At 65.6% G+C, this 21,209-nt stretch carries 9 protein-coding genes; 8 read left to right on the top strand and 1 reads right to left on the bottom strand.

The features are described from left to right. From DK427_RS00440 to DK427_RS00405, 8 genes are all read left to right on the top strand, one after another. Window positions 1-4,809, top strand: a complete 4,809-nt coding sequence (locus DK427_RS00440) for a DNA methyltransferase family protein (protein ID WP_109949541.1) — start codon at window positions 1-3, stop codon at window positions 4,807-4,809. Then, the gene (locus tag DK427_RS00435; protein ID WP_109949540.1) at window positions 4,809-11,156 is read left to right on the top strand and encodes a DEAD/DEAH box helicase; all 6,348 of its coding nucleotides are present in this window, start codon (window positions 4,809-4,811) and stop codon (window positions 11,154-11,156) included. Before DK427_RS00440 ends, DK427_RS00435 begins: the two co-directional genes overlap by 1 nt. Continuing rightward, a complete protein-coding gene (locus DK427_RS00430) occupies window positions 11,153-13,324 on the top strand; it encodes a UvrD-helicase domain-containing protein (RefSeq protein WP_109949539.1) in 2,172 nt (723 codons plus the stop codon). Before DK427_RS00435 ends, DK427_RS00430 begins: the two co-directional genes overlap by 4 nt. After that, window positions 13,321-14,046 (top strand): hypothetical protein, encoded by a 726-nt coding sequence (locus tag DK427_RS00425; protein WP_109949538.1) that lies wholly within the window; start codon window positions 13,321-13,323, stop codon window positions 14,044-14,046. The genes DK427_RS00430 and DK427_RS00425 overlap by 4 nt, the downstream gene beginning before the upstream one ends. Window positions 14,047-14,127: 81 nt before the next feature. Beyond that, a complete protein-coding gene (locus DK427_RS00420) occupies window positions 14,128-15,663 on the top strand; it encodes a hypothetical protein (protein WP_162559632.1) in 1,536 nt (511 codons plus the stop codon). Between the two features lie 216 nt (window positions 15,664-15,879). Beyond that, complete coding sequence (locus DK427_RS00415; protein ID WP_109949536.1) at window positions 15,880-16,554, top strand: hypothetical protein; 675 nt, start codon at window positions 15,880-15,882, stop codon at window positions 16,552-16,554. A 123-nt stretch (window positions 16,555-16,677) separates the two neighbouring features. Then, the gene (locus DK427_RS00410; RefSeq protein WP_109949535.1) at window positions 16,678-17,685 is read left to right on the top strand and encodes a nucleoid-associated protein; all 1,008 of its coding nucleotides are present in this window, start codon (window positions 16,678-16,680) and stop codon (window positions 17,683-17,685) included. Continuing rightward, entirely contained in the window at window positions 17,682-19,100 is a 1,419-nt protein-coding gene (locus tag DK427_RS00405) for a hypothetical protein (RefSeq protein ID WP_109949534.1), read from the top strand. The genes DK427_RS00410 and DK427_RS00405 overlap by 4 nt, the downstream gene beginning before the upstream one ends. Window positions 19,101-19,169: 69 nt before the next feature. Here DK427_RS00405 and DK427_RS00400 read toward each other — a convergent pair whose 3' ends face one another. Further along, window positions 19,170-21,068, bottom strand: coding sequence for a DUF262 domain-containing protein (locus DK427_RS00400; RefSeq protein WP_109949533.1), 1,899 nt, complete (start codon window positions 21,066-21,068; stop codon window positions 19,170-19,172). Window positions 21,069-21,209 lie beyond the last annotated feature (141 nt).

Genomic DNA, 21,209 nt, shown 5'->3' with positions numbered 1-21,209 from the left:
ATGCCCATCGCGCTCGCCGGCATTTCGAACGAGAACGAGTTCTACTCGGAGCACTACCTGACCACGGTCTTCGAGGGTGACATCGAGGAGACCTTCGCTGCTTGGCGCGAGGCCGAGAAGGCCGGCGGAACGCCGCCGAACCGCCGGCTCGCGAAGGTTGGGACCGTTTGGCGCCGCCTATCCGCCCAGTACCTCGACGAGCGTTCCGACCAGAAGCGCCTGCTGATCGCGCGCGAGTTCGCCCACGAATTCCTGGACGCCCTCGGCTACGAGCGCCGGTCGGAGCTCCTGCCCGACGCCGAGGAGAAGCTCGTCCCTGTGCTCGCCCGGCGTGCCCTTGGCAACGGCGAGGACCAAGTCTGGGTGGTCGAGGTCCCGTCGCCGGGCGGTGCCGACTTCGAGACCGACCCCCTGCAGGTCCGGTTTCGGTGCGAGCAGTTCGAGAACATCGAGACCGCGCTCGACATCGCCCGTCGGCGCAAGGACACGGCCGAAGTCGCCGTGACCCGCGGAGTGTTCGGCCTGGCCGAGCCACCGCGCTTCGTCCTTCTCCTCAGCCTCTCGCAGGCGGTGCTGATCGACCGGCGTAAGTGGCCGGATAGCCGCCTCCTGCGCTTCCAGTTCGCCGAGATCTTCGGGCGCTCCGAGGGCGCGACCCTGGGTGTCACAGCCGCACTGCTGCACGCCGACTCCCTCGCCCCAGGCTCCGGAACGCCACTTATCGACCGCATCGACGAGGAGAGCCACCGCCACGCCTTCGGCGTCTCGCAGGACCTGAAATTCGCCCTGCGGAAGGCTATCGAGATCCTCGGTAACGAGGCGGCCGAGCTCATCGTCGCTAAGCGGCGCGCCAACAAGGAGGGTGTGTTCTCGGGCGAGAACCTCCTCGACGCCGACCGGCTGACGACCGAGTGCCTGCGGTACATGTACCGCCTGCTGTTCCTGTTCTTCATCGAAGCGCGCCCGGAGCTCGGCTTCGCGCCGATGAAGGCCAAGGCGTACCGGACGGGCTACAGCCTGGAGAGCTTGCGGGAGCTCGAACTGGTGCCTCTTGAAACCGAGGAGGACCGAGAGGGTCACTACATCTCGGACACGCTGGACGCTCTGTTCGCGCTGGTCTTCGAAGGGACACCGGCAGCTCGGAGCGAGGGCGAGGCGTTCACCTTCCACGCAGTTAGGGCGCGCCTGTTCGACCCGGACGCCATCGGCACCTATCTCGGTGGTTTGCGCTTCCGCAACGAGAAGATGCAGCAGGTCATTGAGCTCCTGTCGCTTTCGCGTGGGGAGCGCGGTCGTGGCCGCGGCCGCATCTCCTATGCCCAGCTCGGCATCTCGCAGCTAGGCGCCGTCTATGAGTCCTTGCTCTCGTTCTCTGGGTTCTTCGCCACCGAGGACCTGATCGAGCTCAAGCCCGCCGGGAAGCCGGCGCCGGGCCCCTTGGAGGCGGCGTTCTTCGCGCCCAAGCGCCGGGCCGGTGACTTCGTCCAGGGCGCCACGCCGCTTGAAGGCGAGTTCGTCTACGACGACAACGTGCCTCGGACCTACCCGCGCGGCACGTTCATCTACCGCCTAGCCGGCCGCAATCGCGAGAACTCGGCCTCGTATTACACGCCGGAGCCGCTGGCGCGCGTGCTGGTCAAGTACGCGCTGAAGGAGCTGCTTGCCGGCAAGACCGCCGACGACATCCTGGAGCTGAAGGTAGTCGAGCCGGCGATGGGCTCCGCGGCATTCCTCGTCGAGGTCGTGAACCAGCTCGCCGACCGGTACCTCGAACTCAAGCAGGCCGAGGTCGGGCAGCGCATCCCGCACGAGAGCTACGCCTACGAGCGCCAGAAGGTCAGGGCTTTCCTCGCCGACCGGAACGTGTTCGGCGTCGACCTTAATCCGGTCGCGGTCGAGCTCGGGCAGGTCTCTCTCTGGTTGAACTGCCTGCACGCCGGCGGCTTCGCGCCGTGGTTTGAGGATCAGGTCCATGCCGGCAACTCGCTTGTCGGCGCCCGCCGCGCGGTCTTCCCAGGCGTGTCGCTGACGGCGCGCAAGGAGGAGGACCGTTGGTACAGCCGCAAGCCGCGCGAGATCGGCTGGTCGGGCGAGAACCGCGCGCCCGACGAGGTCTGGCACTTCCTTCTGCCGGACCCCGGCATGTGCGCCTACGACGTCAACATCGTTCGGCCGCTCGCCCCGGACGACTGGAAGACGATGGCCGAGTGGCGAAAGGACTTCGTGCGCCCGCTCGATGCCGACGAGGCCGCGACCGTGCGCCGCCTCTCAGCCACGGTCGATACCCTGTTCGAGGACGTCGCCGACCGGCTGCACGAGATGCGCGGCGAGGTGAACGACGACATCACCATCTGGCCGTCGGCGCCGCGGGGCGACGAGAGGCACGTTGACTTCCAGGAGAAGATCCGGCGGCTCGCAACCTTCCAAGGCCAGGGCGTGCGCAACTCGGTGGCATGGCGGCGTTTGCGGGCTGCCATGGACGCTTGGTGCGCCCTCTGGTTCTGGCCCGTCGACAAGGCCGGTCTGCTGCCATCCCGCACTAAGTTCTTCCAGGATCTCGACCTCGTCCTGACGCAAGGCGTCGAGGGGCAGAGCGTAACCATCAACGCTTTCGCGACGGGCTCGCCGCAGGGGCGCCTGTTTGAGACCATTACCTTGCCGGCCGAGAAGGGCGCGAGCGTGCTATTCCGTGCCGAGGAGCGCGTGGTCGACCTCAGACGGGACGATCTTTTCAGCGATGTCGACGTGGACAAGCTCATCGCGGCGTCGCCGTGGATGCCGACTGCTATGAATGTCGCTAGCAGCCGACGCTTCATGCATTTTGACTTGGAATTTGCGGACGTCATGCGGGAGCGACGCGGATTCGACCTCGTAATCGGCAATCCGCCCTGGCTGAAGCCCACTTGGATCGACGCACATGTTCTGAGTGAGCAGGAACCCATATTCGGCATTCGGGAGGCTAAAGCTGCAGTAGTCGAGAAATCTAAGCTACGGATTTTACGATCTAATGAGGGCGCTGAGCGTAGATATTTGAATGACTATGTCGAGGTTGGCGGCCTGCAATCCTTCTTGGCGTCCCCAACATGCTATCCGCATCTAGGTGGAGGGCAAGCAAATCTCTACAAGGGCTTCATCGACCTGACCTTTCGCATCACATCGAAAGATGGATGTGGAGCCCTCATCCATCAAGACAATCATCTGACTGATCCAGACGGTTCAAATTTCAGAAAGACATGGTACAGCCGTGTTAAGAGTCATTATCATTTCCGAAATTCAATAACAAGGCGCATGTTTGCCGAAGTAAAAGATCGCAAGACTTTTAGCTTGAATGTATATCGCGGCAGCAGCTCCGAGGTAAAATTTGACCATATCGCCTCCCTGCTCCTGCCTTCTATGGTCGATGAATGCTATGAACATGACGGAGTTGGTCCCGTGCCCGGCCTCAGGAAGCAGTCTGGGGGGTGGGACACGCGTGGCCACAAGAAGCGCATCGTGAGCGTGGACGAACGAGTTCTTAGAGTTTTCTCCTCTGTAATCGAAGACGAAGGAAAGCTGTCAACCGAGACAAGATTTCTGTACCCATTTTCAATTGAAACTCTTGACGTATTTCGACAATTTGCAAACGGCAAAGTCACTTTCTCGGAAGAGGCGCAGCCTTTTCAGATGAAACCGCTATGGCACGAAAGCGGCTCATCGCGTGGGGGGACAATCAAGGACGAACTCTCTTTCCCTGCTTCCGCCGATCAAGCAATTCTTACCGGCTCGCTGCTTCATGTCGGCAACCCATTCTTCAAATGCCCCGACTCAACCGGAAGGAAGGAGATTGAAGTCGATTTAAGTGAGACGCCAGACATTTATTACACACGTAATTATTTCGCTCCTGGCGTCGAGAAAATGCAGTATAAGGCTGCCATTACCCGGTTAAATTGGGATCATAAACTTGCACATACGGAACCGTTTCGGATTGCACTTCGAAGGCGTCTGGACGTTTTGAGTGAGAGAACACTTGTCGCCGCTCTCATCCCTCCTGGAGTGGCGCATGTCGACAGCATAGAGAGCATCGCGTTTAAAAATGAGGAAACGTTACTTTCCGCATTGCCTCTGTGGATGTCGCTTCCATTCGATTTCATCGTCAAGGCGACGGGGTTGTCCGACTTCCGTGAGTCAAGCTTGAGGTTTTTTCCGTGGGTAAACGTCGGTGGCACAGCTATACAAAGGGCACTACGCCTTAATTGCCTGACAAGCTCGTACGAAGCCATATGGAATCGCCATGCGTCAGAACTGAAATACCTAGCATGGAGTTCGGACGACGCCCGACTAGCGATTGATGCGAGTCACGACAGCGCTTGCAAATCACCGTGGACAAGAGAAGCTGCTATCCGCACCGATTTTGCACGCCGGATGGCTTTGGTTGAGATAGATGTATTAGTAGCTCAGGCACTCGAACTTAGTCTTGATCAGCTAATCGAAATATATCGCACGCAATTCCACGTTCTTGATGAGAATGAGCGCAACACATGGTATGATGCGCACGGGAAGATAGTGTGGACTAGCTCTAAAAGCGTGACTGGAATTGGTTGGCGCAAGAAAGACGGGAAGAAGCCGACCGGACGCGAATGGGAGGATATGTACGCAAATCTTCCTGCTGGCGAGCAACTTGAATGCGATCAAATGATCGATTTCCTGCCTAGTGGCAAGACCAAAGTCCGCCGCACCTACAAGGCTCCATTCGTGACCTGTGACCGTGAGGCCGATTATCGTCGGGCCTGGGCGTTCTTCGCCTCCCATGAACAGAGGCAGGCCGCCTGATGCTGCCCTCTATCCTCGCCAGGCAGGTTCGGAACGGCGTCGAGGACCAACTCCGCGCCTCGTTCTCGCCCTCGACCAAGGGATTCCGCGGCCTGGTCGACCGGTTCGTCGACGAGCTGGACAGCCTCGCCAAGGGCCCCTGGCTGTCGCTCGACATGCCGTTCCGTCGCAGCGACCGGGCGGGGGAGTTTTTCCCCGCCATCCCGCTCGGCTTCCGCCCCTACAAGCACCAGGAGCGCGCCTTCGAGCGGCTCTCGGCGGCCCGTCCGCTCTCCACCCTGGTCGCCACCGGTACCGGCTCGGGCAAGACCGAGTGCTTCCTTCTGCCCATCCTCGACGGCTGCCTGCGCGCCAAGCCCGTCAAGGGCATCAAGGCCATCCTCATCTACCCGATGAACGCGCTGGCCACCGACCAAGCCCGACGGATCGCGCGTCTGGTCGCGGACAATCCGGCGCTCAAGGGCCTGCGGGTCGGCATCTACGCCGACGAGAAGCCGAAGAAGCCCTCGACGTCGATGACCAGGGAGGGCGTCATCGATTCCCGCGAGGCGCTGGTCAGCGACCCGCCGGACATCCTGCTCACCAACTACAAGATGCTGGACTACATGCTCGTCCGCCCTGACGAGCGCGAGATCTGGTCATTGAACGGCCCCGAGACCCTCCGCTACCTCGTCGTGGACGAGCTCCACACCTTCGACGGCGCGCAGGGCACCGATCTGGCGAGCCTCGTGCGGCGCCTCAAGGCGCGCCTCGGCATGCGGCGGGGCGATCTCTGCTGCGTCGGAACCTCGGCGACGCTGGGGGGGCCCGAGGCTCTCGGCGACCTCGTCGCCTACGCAGAGGAGATCTTCGACGAGCCCTTCGACCGTGCGGCGGTGGTGCTGGAGGACCGGCAATCGGTCATGGAGTATCTCCAGCCGGTGCAGGTTTCGTCGCTCGATGTCCCGGCCGAGACCGAAGTGCTCGGCATTGCCCGGGCCATTGACGACCTCGCGCCGGCCGACCTACTGGCCCGGACCTACCACGCATGGTTCGGGGGCGAGGCGCCGCCGGACCTCGCCGGGACCGCGGGGCGGATCGCCCTTGGCGAGATGGTCGACGGCCACCTCTTCTTCCAGAACCTCCTCAAGGTGCTGCAGGGGCGCCCGACCTCCTACGTAGCCATCCGCGACGGGCTGCGCGGCAACCGCCTCTACCGGGCTTTCGGCGACAGTTACCTCGACGCCCTGCTGGACACCCTGACGGCGCTGATCGCGCATGCCCGCCGCACCTACCCGGACGCGGTCGACGCCGCTGGACACCCGGTGCCCCTGCCGTTCTTCAGCGTGCGCCACCAACTCTGGGTCCGCGAGCTCCGCCGCATGGTGGCAACCGTCGAGGACACGCCCCTGCTGCGTCACCACGACGACCTGGGCCTCGACGAGCAGCGGCGCGCGCTGCCGGTAGTCCACTGCCGCTCCTGCGGGGGCGCCGGCTGGGCGACGACGCTGGCGAACGACGACCGCCGCCCGATCAGCGCCGAGCCAAAGGACGTCTACCAGTCCTACTTCGGCTACTCCGACAGGTTGCGGTTCGTCTTCCGAGAGGTCCCGGTCTCGCGCACCCGGAAGGTGGTGGGCCAAACCCGACCGGTCTGGCTTTGCACGAAGTGCCTGGTGCCGACCGAGGCGGAAGCCAAGCCGGAGGGAGGCTGCACGTCCTGCAAGGCCGAGCCGGACGCGCTCATCCAGGCCTACATCCACAAGCCCGGACGCCTCACCGACGAGCGCTTCCGCGTCGATCATGACTGCCCGTTCTGCGGGAGCCCGAGCGGCATGGGCATCCTGGGCGCCCAGGCAGTGACCCTTGTGTCCGGGATGACCGGCACGATCTTCGGCTCCGAGCACAACGACGACCCGAAGCTGCTGACCTTCTCGGACTCGGTGCAGGACGCCGCCCACCGCGCCGCAGTGCTCCAGGCCCGGAACGCCACGAACGTCTTCCGGGCCGGTCTATCCCGCTTCGTGTGTGAGAAGGTCGATACCGACCTCAAGACCTTGTTCGACGAGGTGCCTGGGGCCCTACACCGTGCGCTCGGGCCGGGCAAAGGCACCGACGACTTCGTGGCGACCTACCTTCCGGCCGACATGGAGTGGAGACGGGACTACCGCCTTCTTCTGTCAGAGGACATGCTCGACAGGACCAGCTTGCTACCCAAGTACCTCGGCCAGCGCCTGACCTGGGAAGCACTCGCGGAGCTCACCTTCCGGTCGCGGCTCGGCGCCACGGTCGAGCGCACGGGCCTCGTCGCGCCGCACGTCGAACCGGCGCTGGTCGAGCGGGCGCTGGGCAATTTCATGGCCCGGATGGGCGACGAGGCCGGGATGCCGGCCCACCTCACGGAAGCCGAGGTTCGCCACTTCGTCCTCGGCACGCTCGATCACATGCGCGCCCGCGGCGCGGTGTTCGACGACGTCACCCGGATGTTCGCCCAGCGCGAGGCGAACTGGTTCGCGGTCACCCGGGCGCACGAGAACGGCAAGTCGCTACCGCAGTACGCCCCGTCGGCGCCCCGCCCGGTCTTCCCTTCCAACCGAGTGATGAAGGGGTTCGAGCCCGTTGCGAGCGACGCCGTCGGCGGCTGGTACGTGCCTTGGTTCCACAAGTGCTTCGACCACGCCCTCACGCTGACCGGCACTCTGTACCGGGACGCTTACGCTCTCCTGTTCCGCGTTCTGGAGCACCAGGGCGTCGTCGAGCGGGTCGCTATCGGCACTGGCCGGGACCCGTCGGTGAGCGCGGCCTGGGGCCTCCGGCCGGAGGCGGTGCGTGCCTATTCAGAGACCGCTCTGCTGCGCTGCAACGCCTGCGGCAACGACCATCGCATACCTACCGCGCTCGGCGGCGCCTGGGCAGGCATGCGCTGCACCCGCGTCGGCTGCGACGGCGCCCTGCAACATGATACGGCCGATGACCGGGGCCGCTACCGGACCTCGCTGCTGACCAAGGGGCGGATCAAGCGGGTACTCGCGGCGGAGCACACCAGCTTACTCGGCCGGGAGGAGCGCCTGCGGGTTGAGAGCCGGTTCATGACCGGCAGCCCGCGGACCTGGTACCCGAACCTGCTCTCGGCGACGCCGACGCTGGAGATGGGCATCAACATCGGCGACCTCTCGACGCTCGTCCTATGCTCGGTCCCGCCCGAGCAGCAGAACTACGTCCAGCGGATCGGGCGCACCGGCCGGCGCGACGGCAACTCGCTGAACGTGACCGTCGCCAACGGACGGCCGCACGACATGTGGTACTGGGTCGATCCGCAGGAGATGATCTCCGGCAAGGTGAAGACGCCCGGCGTGCACCTGAAGGCGGTTGCCATCCTTCGGCGCCAGTTCGCGGCCTACACGCTCGATTGCTGGGTCGCGGAGCAGGGCTCGGGCATCAGGGGCTACGGCAAGGTCGGCGACGCCCTGAAGGCCATCCAGGCCGGAAACCGCAATGCATTCCCGCTCTACTGGTTCGACTTCGTGCAGGCCAACGCCGAGCGCCTGTTCGAGGGCTTCTGCCGCCTGTTCCCGCGGGTGCGGGACGACAGCGAGACCACCGCCATCCTGCACGCCTTCGCCGTTGGCGGCGAAAGGGAGGGCCTGACCCACCTGGTGGCGAGCGAGTACGCCGACGTCGCCCACGAGGTGACTTCGGTCCAGCAGCGGATCTCGGCCTGCACGACGATGGAGACCAAGGCGAAGGCCATGGTGCCGCCGCCCCTGGACCTGCAAGAGCGCGTCACGGCGCTCAAGGCCGAGAAGCGGGCCCTCGCCCGCATCCGCGACGGCATCCGTGACGGCGACAACTTGGGATTCCTGACCGACCGGGGCGTGTTGCCGAACTACGCCTTCCCCGAGCAGGGGGTCACCCTGAAGTCGGTCCTCTACCGGTCGGACACTGCCCCGGACGAGGAGAACGAGCCGGTCGTCACGGAGTACATGCGCCCGGCCGCGGCGGCGCTGGCCGAGTTCGCGCCGAGCGCCGTGTTCTACGCCGACGGCAAGAAGCTGAAGATCGACCAAGTCGACCTGTCGGCCTCGCCCATCGAGCACTGGCGCGTCTGCCCGGACTGCACGCACATGGCGGTTGCAGAGGCGTCCACGACCGAGGCGCCGTGCCCGTCGTGCGGATCGGCCATGTGGGCCGACGTCGGGTCGCGGCGCCCCATGATCCGCCTCAAGCAGGTGTTGGCGGTTGGAAGCGAACGCGGCTCGCGGATCGGCGACGACGCCGACGAGCGAGACCGCCACTTCTTCGACCGCGACTACCTCCCGGCCTTCGAGCGCGACCAGGTGGGGGCTGCCTACGCGGTCGAAGACGCCGTCCTCCCCTTCGCCTACGAGCACCTGCGCCGCTGCACGTTCCGCGAGGTGAACTTCGGCGAACGGGGGGACAACCCCTCCGGTCAGAAGGTCGCCGGCGAACGCCGCCACGGCCACGGGTTCTCCATGTGCCGGAGCTGCGGCAAGGTGCAGGAGGCCAACGAGATCCGGCGCCTCCGTCGAGATGGGTCGAAGGTCGGCCTGCACGTCCCGCGCTGCCAGGAGATCAAGTCCGAGAGCGATGACACCTACGTCTCGGTGGTCTACCTCTACCGCGAGTTCACCTCGGAGGCGGTCCGGATGCTGCTGCCGCTGGCGAAGTCCAGCGACGACAACGCCGTGAAGTCCCTGAGGGCCGCCATTGACCTCGGGCTGCGCCTCCACTTCCGGGGCAAGGTCGACCATCTCCGTTCCTCGCTCGTCGAGACGAAGGAGGGGCCCCTCAGCCGGCGCCACCTCTACGTCTACGACACCGTCCCGGGCGGCACCGGGTACCTCAAGCAGCTCGCCAACAAGCCGGAGGAGTTCCGCGACGTCTTCGCGGGCGCGCTGGCCCATATGCGGGACTGCGTCTGCAACTCCGACCCGCGCAAGGATGGCTGCCCGCGCTGCCTCCGGTCGCACGCGGCCACGTTCGGCCGTGGTGAGATCTCGCGCGACCTCGCTTCCGGCATTCTCTCCGAGATACTCGCCGGCTGGGACGGCCTGCACGCCATCGCGACGGTGAGCGACATCAAGCTCAACAAGGCGCTTGAGAGCGAGCTGGAGCACATGTTCCTAGCCCGCTTCCGCGACGCCGTGAAGGCCGAGGGTGGCAAGTTCACGAAGACCGTTATCTCGGGCAAGCCGGGCTACCTCGTCTCCCTCGGCGCCGGCGAGTGGCGCCTGGAGCAGCAGGTCCACCTGCACGAGAAGTTCCCGGACGTCCCCAAGACGCGCGTCGACTTCGTGCTATGGCCCACGGTGCCCGGTGCCGGAAGGCGACCCGTCGCGATCTACGTCGATGGTTGGGAGTGGCATGCCGCCCGTGTCGCGGCCGACCTTTCGGCCCGCCAAGCCATCGTGCGGTCCGGTCGGGCCTTCGTCTGGTCGCTGACCTGGAACGACGTCGAGAAGTCCTCGGCGGCGGGCGGTCCCAAGCATTTCTGGGATCCTCTGGCCGCGTTCCCGGACACGCTGCTCGAACGGCTGCCCGATGGGCCCGGGCGGATGGCCGACCTCCGGTCCGTGACCGGCGAGGACACTTTCCCGCAGTTCCTCCGCTACGTCCGCGAAGCCGATCCGGCGGCCTGGGCTGCGCGGGCGGCCTTGCTGGCTGCCGGGCTCTTCCTGATGGGCGCGCGGGAGTGCCGGGACCTCACGACGACCCTCGACGCGGCCGAGCGGTTCGCGGGTGAGCGGGCGCGCGAGATGCTGGAGGACTTGGAGGGTACCGCGATGTTCGGGCTCCATGTCGCTCCCAACCTCGGCTGCGTCGCCGCTGCCGTCCCGAAGGGCTGGAAGGGGCAGGCTTGGCCCGAGCCGGACGGGACGGCAGTCGTGGTGGGAATCGAGCATCGCGCGAGTGCATCGCCGGGGGCGCTGAAGGCGTGGAACGGCGGACTGCGGCTGCTGAATCTCCTGCAGTATGGAGCCCGGGTTTACGTCGGCTGCCCGGAGGGCATGACGCTCGAACCGGCGCCCCCGCCGAAGGGCCAAGACGGCACGCCCCACGAGGACGCGGCAGCCTGGGACGACGTCGAGAAGTGGGTCAGCCCCGAACTCCTGGACGCGGTCCGGGCGCTGCGGGCCAAGACGCCGCCTGTGCCGGCCCCGGAGGTACTCTACGAGGTTGAGGGCGCCGACGGCGAGGTCGCCGGCAACCTCGAACTGGCTTGGCCCGCGGCTCGGCACGGCGTGGTGCTTGAGGAGGCCCAAGCCGGGCTGTTCTTGGGTTGGACCGTGGTGGTCTACACCGGGAGCGAGGACATCTTCGCGGACGCGATGGGAGAGGCGGCATGACCGCGAGGAAGCGCGACGTCCACATCATGATCGACGCCCTGCTCTCGCAGAACCGCCTTCCGCGCGGTGTGCAGGACAAGGCGGCCAAGCTCATTTTGCAACTCAAGAACGACCCCGGCGCGAACGGGATCAACTTCGAGAGCATCGAGGGCGCGCGCGATCGGCACATGAAGTCGGCCCGCATCGACCAGGGCCACCGAGCCATCGTGTACGACCGGGCCGGCGCCCTGATCGTGATGTGGATGGACAAGCACGACGACGCCTACCGCTGGGCCCGCAACCGGGTCCTCGACGTGAACCCGACGACGTCGGCGGTGCAGGTGACGGACCTGAGCCTGACCGAGCTCCGACAGGCCCAGCCGGCCGCTGCCCCCGATGTCGGCGAGGCGGCGCGGCCGCTGTTCGAGGGGGTGAATGACGCCGACCTCGTCCGGCTCGGCCTCCCGGAGGCGCTGCTGCCGGCGGTGCGTGCCCTGCGTTCGGAGGCCGAGCTTGAGGAGAGCGGCAAGGGCATCCCCGCCGATGCCTATGACGCCCTGGTCTGTCTTGCGGCGGGCTTCACCGTCGAAGAGACGATGGAGGAGCTGGAGCGGGGCAGGGGCGCCAAGGTCACGGAGGAGGACTTCGCGGCGGCGTTGCGCACGCCTGAGAGCCGGCGGACCTTCTGGCTGGCCGAGAACGACGACGAGCTCCAGAAGATGCTCGACGAGCCGCTGGAGTTCTGGCGCATCTTCCTGCATCCTTCCCAGCGCAAGCTCGTCGAGCAGGCATGGAACGGGCCGGCACTGGTCCGCGGTGGAGCCGGGACCGGCAAGACGGTCGTGGCCATGCATCGCGCGCGTCGGCTCGCCGAGCAGTTGGTCGCGACCAACGACGCGAGCGGTCGCATCTTGTTCACGACGTTCACCTCGAACCTCGCGGCGGACGTGCGGGCCGACCTCGCCAACCTGTGCTCGGCCGAGCAGATGGCCCGCATCGAGGTGGTGAACCTCGACAACTGGGTCACCGACTTCCTCCGCCGGCAGGGCTACACCCGCGAGATCCTCTACGCCGAGGACCGCCGCCAGAAGGAGGCTTGGGAGCACGCCTACCACACGCAGGGTCGCGACCTGTCGGTCACGCTGGACTACCTGCAGAACGAGTGGCGGCAGGTGGTCCAGGCGAACGGGATCTCCGACCTCGGCAGCTATCTTCGGGTGCAGCGGACGGGACGCGGGACCTCGCTCGACAGGAAGACCAAGGAGAAGGTCTGGGCCGTCTTCGCCGCCTATCGCGCGCGCCTCGACGCGGAGGGCCTGTCCGAACCCGAGGACGCCTATCGGGATGCGCGGGAGCTGCTCCAGGCCAAGCCCGCGCTGCTCCCGTACCGGGCCGTCGTCGTCGACGAGGCGCAGGACCTCGGCATGCAGGCGTTCCGGCTCATCGCCGAGATCGCGCCGAAGCTGGACGGCGCGACGGCGCCGAACGGCATCTTCATCGTCGGTGACGCCCACCAGCGCATCTACGGACGCCGGGCCCCGATGGCGAAGTGCGGCATCAACGTGCGGGGCCGCAGCCGGAAGCTCAGGATCTGCTACCGCACCTCCGACGAGATCCGTCGCTTCGCCGAGGCCGTCGTCCAGGGCGTGCCGGTCGACGACCTCGACGAGGCGACCGACGACCTGAGGGGCTACCGCAGCCTGTTCCACGGCCCGGAGCCGAAGGTCGTCACGCAGCCGACCGCCGAGATGGGACGCGCCGAACTCTTCGCGTGGATCGAGGCGTGCAAGGCGGAGGGAATCGACGAGAGCGAGATCTGCGTCCTCGCCCGGACCAACGACCTCGTCCGCGCGTCGGCCGATGCCCTCAAGGCGAAAGGCTATGGCGTGGTCATGCTCCAGCGCCGCGCGCCCGACGACCGGGCGAAGCCGGGCATCCGCGCCTGCACGATGCACCGGGCCAAAGGACTTGAGTTCGCCGCGGTGGCGCTGGTCGAGGTCAACGCCGGCGTGCTCCCCCCACGCTGGCTCCTCGACAACGCACCTGACGCCGCGGTGCGCCGCTCGATCATCGACGCCGAGCGGGCGCTCCTGCATGTCTCGGCCACCCGGGCCAAGAAGCGGCTGCTCATCCTCTCGACCGGCACCGGCAGCGAACTCCTGCCGGGCCCCATGCAGGCGGCGGCGTGATCCCTGGCCTCGCCAAGGATGTGCTCGCCGTCGCCGCTGGCGGGGTCCTGTTCTATCTCTGCTCGGGCGAGGACTGGGACGAGCTCGTCGATGCGTTCTCGCCCACAGTCGACATCTTCTGGTTCTGTGACCCAACGTATGGCCGGATCTGCGCAGTTCCGGTGCCCAGCTTCCGGCTGGTCGACACGGTGGTGGAAGGTGACCCGGATGCAAGAACGTGCCGGGTGGCGGATGGCGGACGTGGCTATCAGGACGTGCCACCTTGCGTGTGGTCTTCTCGGATGGTGAGCGAGGAGAACGGGCGCATGGTCACCGTCAAGCGACGGCGCGGGTTCGGTGAGTATGCGCTCGCAACGGAGTTCCCGGACCGCTCGATCAGCGTCTTCGTCCACCGCGGCGACACCCTGGCCGGAGGGGAAAGCAGCTCCAGCTCGTGCTTCCTCGGACGCCGTCGCAAGTGCCACGAGCCGCTGTCCATGCTTTTCGACAAGCTTGCGAGAAAGCTCCGCGACACCGCTTTGATCGTCTCTGACGGCTCGAACACGGACATCGCCGAGCTCAGGGTCTTTCACCGAAGCGAGACGCCCGGCTCGGATGCATTCGCCGTCGCCAAGGAACGCCCGTTCAGTAGGTGGGGATTCGACTGGCATTGCGTCGGCCACCTCGGGCGTCGCTACGGTCCGACGCTTCTATGGGAAGTGAGGCGGTCCCCGGATGGATGACGGTTCCTGTTCCTGGGCAACGTCCGAGCCCGTTTTCATCCTCGCGGGCTTTGAACGCCGCTAACGCCCCGTGCCTATGAAATGACGACCTTCGACAGGTCCGGACATTACCGGACAAACCAGCACGGCACGACCTTCTGGGTCAGCGACCACAGCGTAAGCCGCGACGACTGGCCGTCCGGTGTGCCGCGCCCGGTCATGCGGGCCTACAGGTGTGAGGACGCGGTCTCACCCTCACGCAATGTGACCATACCCAACGCTCGCTGTCCGGTATGTTACGAGCCTGTCTTCTTCTTCATGGCAGCGAACGGCGGGCGCGTCTTCTTCGACGACCTCGGCCCCCCATGGCACAAGCACGGCTGCACGATCTCGGGGGCCTCGGTCGTCCCGGGCTTCGCAGATGCCGCGGGCATCGCGCGATGGCAGCAGGGGCGCCGTGGGATGCACGGACCGTCGGCGTCGGAGGATGCCCTGGCGGTCCGCCCAGATTGCATAAGAGGCACCGCGAGAATCGTGCGCCGCCGTGGGAAGACGGTCGCGGTAGTCGAGGCTGACGACGGCACCGTCGCATTCGAAGTCGAGGGCGCCTGGCCCGGGCGCTCCTCGAAGACGGTCTACTTCCGCAAGGCGAAGCCGCCCGACGCGCCCGACACCTTGGAATATCTGGCGCCGGCGCTCGACGTGGTCGCGATGCGCGTGGTCGCCGCGGTCGAGATGCCGACCGAGCCCTCGGTCGACGACTTCCCCGCCATCGCCGAACTCGGCATCCCGGAGGTCGATGGATGGATACGGACACGTCTGCCAGGCTTTGTTCGCGGCCCCCGCCTCAAAATAGGGGGACACGTCGTCGGGGTCGCGGGCCGGATCGGCCGTTCCCGCGTCGTCTTGCTGCCGCTGGCCGCCTGGTTCGACAGAGACGAGGATGATTGGGGCCACGACGACGCCGAGCGTGTGGCGAACGGCCTGAGCCAGGTTCGCGAGTGGACGGGGCGGATCAGGCGCATGTTGGACAAGTCCGACCGCACCACCAAAGACGCCTTGTTTCGAGACGTCTTCGCCTGGCTCGTCCCGGAGGGGTCGTGGGCGTTCGACATGGAACGCGCGGTCCGCGACTTCTCAAGGTCGGGGCGGACGCGGCCAGGTGCCTCGCTCGGGCCACCCCCGGTTCACGTGGCGCAGGCCCTGGAGAGTGAGATCGAGGAGGAACTCCGCGAGACCCGCTTTGGCCTGGACGATCTCATGCCCGGCGAACGGGCCTACCTATCTGAAGGGTTCAAGCGGCAAACCGAGAAGCGTTGGCTCGCCGCCATGCAGACGGAGGCCGGGCTAGACTCGATCTTCTCGCGACTGGAAGGAGAGGGCGTGCGGTTCCAGTTCATGGGTACCGTGGTCGGCCTGCCGACGAGGTGGGGTCAGCAAGCCACCCTGCCGGATGGCCGCAGGCTGCTCGTCCTCCTTCACTTGTCCACACCGGAACTTGGGCTCGCCTTCGTTCACTTCGGCGCGCCCGTCGAGGACGAATACGGGTTCGAGACCCATCAGGCCGACGCGATCTTCCATGCCAAGCGACTCGCGACAATCCTCAAGTTCTTGGAGATCGGCCCGGGCGGCTACTGAGCCGATGTGTCCGCGTCGCCGCGGGCTGCCCAGCACCTACGTATGCACTTTGGCAGTAGTTCCAATTCGCGCCCTTGATAGAGCTTGACCCTTGACGCCGCTCAGCTTGGGCAAAGCCGAGTTAAAGTCGAGCCGGATTCGACGAGGAGATCCGCAACATGCACGCCTGCCCGCCAGACCCCCACCCCGCGACGCCTCCGGCCTGAGGCGGCGCCTATGCTGACCTTTTATCGCGGGCTCGCCGTCTCGAAAGCGTCCGCGGACGCCGTCATGGCCGACATCCGGGCGCGCGGCCTCCACGAGTACGGCCGGTCCTACAACCTGTACCACCAGCCCCTCGCCGAGCCGGAGAAGCTGTTCGCCAAGCCAGACCTCACCACCGAAGATACGCGGGGCAAGCACCTCCCCACCGAGCCGGCCATCTGCGCCTGCGGCGACGAGGAAGGCGCCGCCCACTACGCATGGCGCCACAACCGGCACGGCGAGGACGACACCCCCTTGATGGTCGCCTTCGAGGCACCCGTGGAGGACGTTGCCGTCGATGGCCGCGATTTCCTCTACGCCGCCTTCCAGATAGGCCGGCCCGACCGCGCGCGGGATGTCCTGAGGCAGGTCTTTGGGCCCCGGGTGCTCCGATACGCGGAGCGCGCCTGGGATCGGAAGGTAGGTCAGCACGACATCGCCATGTGCGACCTCGCCATCATCGACCCCGAGGTCGTCGCCGCGCACCACGCGAACCGGACCGTGTTGGGTGGCCGGCACCAAACCGTGTTCCGCAGCGCCTTCACCGTGAGGATGCCGGTCGAGCCGGGGCGCATCGTGCGGGTCTGGTCCCCGGAGGTCGCCCCCCGCCCAGCTGTCCCGGAGTTCACCCTCGATGCCGTGCGCTGAAGAGATGGGCCGGCCGCCGTTTGCGAGCGGATCGCGCTGGCGGCCGCACCGCGACGTGCTATACAGAACAAACGGAGAACACGACATGCGGGCGATCTCGGCTCTCGCGGTGGGGGGCCTCGTATGCGGGTCCTGACGGACGAGGAGAAGGCAGCCTTGCGCGTGGAGAGCTTCATCTTCCACGCCGTGCACCACGGCCAACCCGAGCCGACGCTGCACGACGGGGTGTCCATCGGCGGCTTCGCCGAATTCTTCATCGAGCGCGTCGTCGAGACGCTCCGCGGCAACCGCTTCACCTTCGACACGGGTTCGACGACGCTGCGTGCCCTGCGCGGCATCGAGGCGGACCCGGCGACCTTCGTCGAGGCTTCCAAGGATCTCGCGCGGAGGCTGCATCGGACCGAGGGCCACGAGATGCCCGACGGACGCTTCAAGCGCGGTATTCTCATGGTCACGGTCCTGAGCGCCGGGCCCCGCCGCTTCCACTCCCTGATCAAGTACGATCACGGCGAGCGCGTCATCGACATCGTCGAGAGGGGCTCGGCGGCGGTCCTGGAGGAGGTGGTGAACCCGCTGACACAGAACCGGAAGGCGCTGCAGAAATCGGCCCTGATCGAGCTCGACGACGCCGGCGGCCAACTCGTCGTCGTCGACCACAGTAAGCGATCCGGGATCACCGACTTCTTCCGGGGCTTCCTCGGGGTTCGACGCGCCCAAGCCGAGGCCGACCTCACCAAGGCCGTTGAGAGAAGCCTGCGCAAGACGGTGCAGACGCACGCCGCGGAGCTTCCGCCGGAGATCGGCTCGCAGTGGCGGCAGCGCCTGAGGGACATCGCGGCGCGGCGACGAGAGTTCGAGCCGGACCAGTTCTTCGGCGATCTGTTCGGGGCGAACGACACCGCGGCCCTGCGGGCGACCTGGCGGGGACAGCTTGCGGCCAACGAGATCGACGGCGAGCAGTTCACGTTCGACCCCGATGCCCTGCCGGATACGGGGCCGACGAGGTATCGCACGGCAGAGAACATCGACATCACCGTGCCCGCCGCCGCGAGGGACCGGTTCAATTGGGAGAGGCAGGCGGACGGTTCGGTCGTCATCACGATCCGTGCCGGCGCGCTGACGCAGCGATGACCGAGGGATTCGGCCCTTCCTTCCACCGCCTGATCGCCGACCTTGCGACTGATCCCGGCGCGCTCGTGTCCGAGGACGCGGATGTCTGCCGCGTCAACGGGGCGAGATGCGCCGACGCGGCCCTGCTGAACCGGCTCGCCAAGGCCGCGCGGGCTGCGACCGAGGGAGGCTACGGGACGCTTGAGGTCCACGGCGCAGTCATGGACGCGTTCGACCCCGCCTCCACGCCGTTCGAGGACGTCGAGGGCGAGATCCTGCAGGTGATCCTGCGGAAGGCTAGCGCGCCGGGCTGGCGGTACTTCGTGACATGCGGCGGCTTCGCGTCTTCGCTGTCCGATGAACTTGCGTCCGCGCCGCTCGCGATCTGGGTCTGCGAGCCCTTCGAGCCGTTCTCCGCCCTTACGATGTCGGTTTCGCCCTGGGGCGGGGAGCGTACGCCTCCGGAGCCGCAGGTGCTTCCGGAGCGGCCTCGCAAGCTGGTGCGCGACCTCACCTACGGTCGCACGCCGCCCCTCGTCGGGCCTTGGCTGCTGGCTTCCGGTCCAGCGGTCGGATCTGACGTGTTCGATGCCTGGGCGGCCGTCGCGGTCGAAAAACTTGCCTACGTCCTGCCCTACGAGGTCCGGTTCGTCGACGACGAGGTGCGCGTCGTGGTCAAGGGGCCGCGCACCACGCCGGTGGCGGTCGTGCCGATGACGCGGGATTGGCCGTCGAGGATACTGGAGCCGCTGACCGAGGCCGCGACCTGGGTCTACGCTGCGCCGCGCGAGGCCGAGGCGCGGTTCCTGTTCCTGAACAACCATCTCTCCCTCGACTGGCGTGACGGGCTCCACTGGCCGGATGGGCTCCTCCACCTCCTGCGCGGAAGCCTCGCCAGCGCAAGGGAGGCCTACGCCTTCCATCTGCAGGACCAGAGCAAGGACGCCCTGAAGACCCTCGGGGACCTTCGGAAGAGCTTGCAGGACGAGGTGGCCCGCGCACAGGCGGCGACACGCGACCTCCTTTCATCGCTCTGGCGCGATTTCGCAGTCGCCGGCGTCGTGCTGGCGCTTAAGTCCCCAACGGCTTCCCAGATCACCAGCGCGGAGGTCTTGCGATGGGTTACGCTCGCGACCGCGGTCCTCCTCGTCGTCAGCCTCGTCATGACCGTTGTCACGAACGCCCGCTTCAATAAGCTCGCAGATGACGCTCGGGGGGAGTGGAGGAAAAAGCTTTACGCCTTCGTGTCGGAGACCGAATGGATCAGGCTCGTCGAGAGCCCAATCCGTCGGGGACGCATCGTTTACCGCTGTGCCCTTCCCATCGTCGGGGTCCTCTACCTCGCGGCTGCTGCGTACCTCGTGGCAGTCGTCGAGCCGGGATGGGCCGTAACCGTCAAAGACGCTTTGTCAGGGTTTCTGTCGAGGTCGCCCTGATACCTCAGGGCGGTCGAGGGCAATCGTTGATCGAAGGTTGCGCGCCGTGACGAAGAATTTCCGCTCAGGCTAGGTTCTGTTGAGGCTGGGCCAGATTACGACGGACTTATCGGCGAGGGACTGCGCACGCTCGCGGATTGCCGCCTCGTCCCACTTCTCGACCTTCACGATGGCCGAACTCAGGGCTAGGAGAGCATCCTCAAGGTCTGGTCGCTTCTCCTTCCACGGACCGTTGGAGAGGTGACTGTTCAGAGGCTGGGTGACGAGCGTCAGGTTGCCCAAGGTATCGATGAGGGCATCCCTAGCAGTGATGGCGTTCGCAAGCGAAGGTTCGGTCACGACCGTACCAATGGAGGGCGCGAACTCATCGTTCGGCAGAGGCCAATGGGTACGCCAACCCTGGGGCATGACGTGCTCAATGGAAAGGCCGGGTGGTCGGCCTCCTTGCGCTTGGAACTTTGTCCTCGTGGCAAGCTCGATCTCCCACAGGATGTCCGCGATACGCTCCTTGCGACCCATATTGCGGTAGATGGGAATAGTGCCAAGGGCGGCAGTGAACTCTGCGTCATCGGGGAAACGAACCGTGTAAGCAGTCGCATCCTCGAAGAACTGCCTGAACGATTGCAGCGACGCCCCTTTCTCCAAAAAGATCGCAGATAATCTCTCGAAATTCTTATTGTAATTCTTCGGGGTCAGCCCGCATACCGCGCGTCGAACGATATAAGAGTAGATCAACCTGTAGATGGCACTCTTCTCGTCGTCGTCTATTGCGGCAGCGGCGACCATGAAGATTGCCGGATAGATCACTGCGACCTCCCAGGTCGCGAGCTTCTCCCCCAGCCAACCGAGCGCCGAGCCGTCCGGGCGCTCCAATGTCCGGTATGTCGGCGCGTAGAGTGTCAGTGCATCCAATTCATCTGCCACCGTCGAGAAGCGCGGGGTTCCGCGCGGCCGCGCGAAGTCTCGGTACTCGGCATAGACCTCGCGAAGGGATGTCTCTCGGCCGGTCTGCGCCGTCAGGGCGTGGCTGAGGAAATGGTCGATGCGGGGACGGCGGGGTTTGGCTCGTGGGGCGTCCGCCTTCCAGAATGCCTCGTCCTCAAACACCGACCATTTTTCGTCGAAGAGATCCTGGACGGACTCGCCCTGTGCCTCGGCGCGATGAAAGATGTTGTTGCGTACCAAGTCCATCGCCAGAAGAGGCTCTGCCTTGGAATTGAGCGTCTCGAAAATGACTTGGGCGTCGTCATCTTCGCCCAACTGGATGACAACGAGCTTGAGGTACAGCAGCAAGGCCTCCTGGAGGGCCTGCAGGCGTTGCTGTTGGGTGTCGACGTCGTCCGGACCCTGTCGCTCCTGTTCGTCCTCATCCGTGTCGACAATGCCGTAGCGGACGTAGCGGTCGATCAGTTCGCGAAACAATGCCACCGCGCGCATTGGCTTTGGAGCCTGACCCCAAATGAGCGTGCCCTTCTTGTAAAAGTGCTGGGGGTATTTGGCTTTGACGCTATCCCAATTCTCGGTCATCAGGAAACGGAACAATTCCCGGTCAGCAGGGGTGGGGGAGAGCTTGAACCTTGCGTCCTTATCCTTCTCACCGACCTTGGGGACGTTGAAGAGGTAGCCCTGCAGGGTCGCGGCCATGTCGGCGAACCCTGCTCCTTCCGCAGCGACGCGCAGCGCCGCGATGAAGAGTTGGAACGTTGTAAGGCGCTGCTGCCCGTCCACGACCTGCATCGTAGGCGTCTTGCCGACGGCGGTCGTACCGGGTGCTAGGATCAAGGCGCCCATGTAGTGCTGGAATTTTGGCTTCCCGGTTTGCAACGCCTCGCCGGCCTTGGCAGCCACATCATCCCAGAATTGCTTGAGTAAGTTGTCCCCCCATGCGTACTGCCTCTGATAAATAGGAACAATGTAGCAACGAGACTCGCCTAAGACAGTAATTACAGGGTGATCTTTTACGTCCATTAGGTGCTCCGGTTCTTCGTGATCGAAGACGGGTCTCGTGTTCCACGGAGCCAACGTCGCGCAGACGGTGCCGGCTGGCAACAGCTCCTTCGATAGCGTGGTGCCGTGCAATCGAAGACCCGTGGACAAGGTGCCTCTGCA

The sequence above is a fragment of the Methylobacterium radiodurans genome (assembly GCF_003173735.1).
GTDB classification, from domain to species: Bacteria; Pseudomonadota; Alphaproteobacteria; order Rhizobiales; family Beijerinckiaceae; genus Methylobacterium; species Methylobacterium radiodurans.
This window is presented reverse-complemented; position numbering and strand designations above follow the sequence as displayed.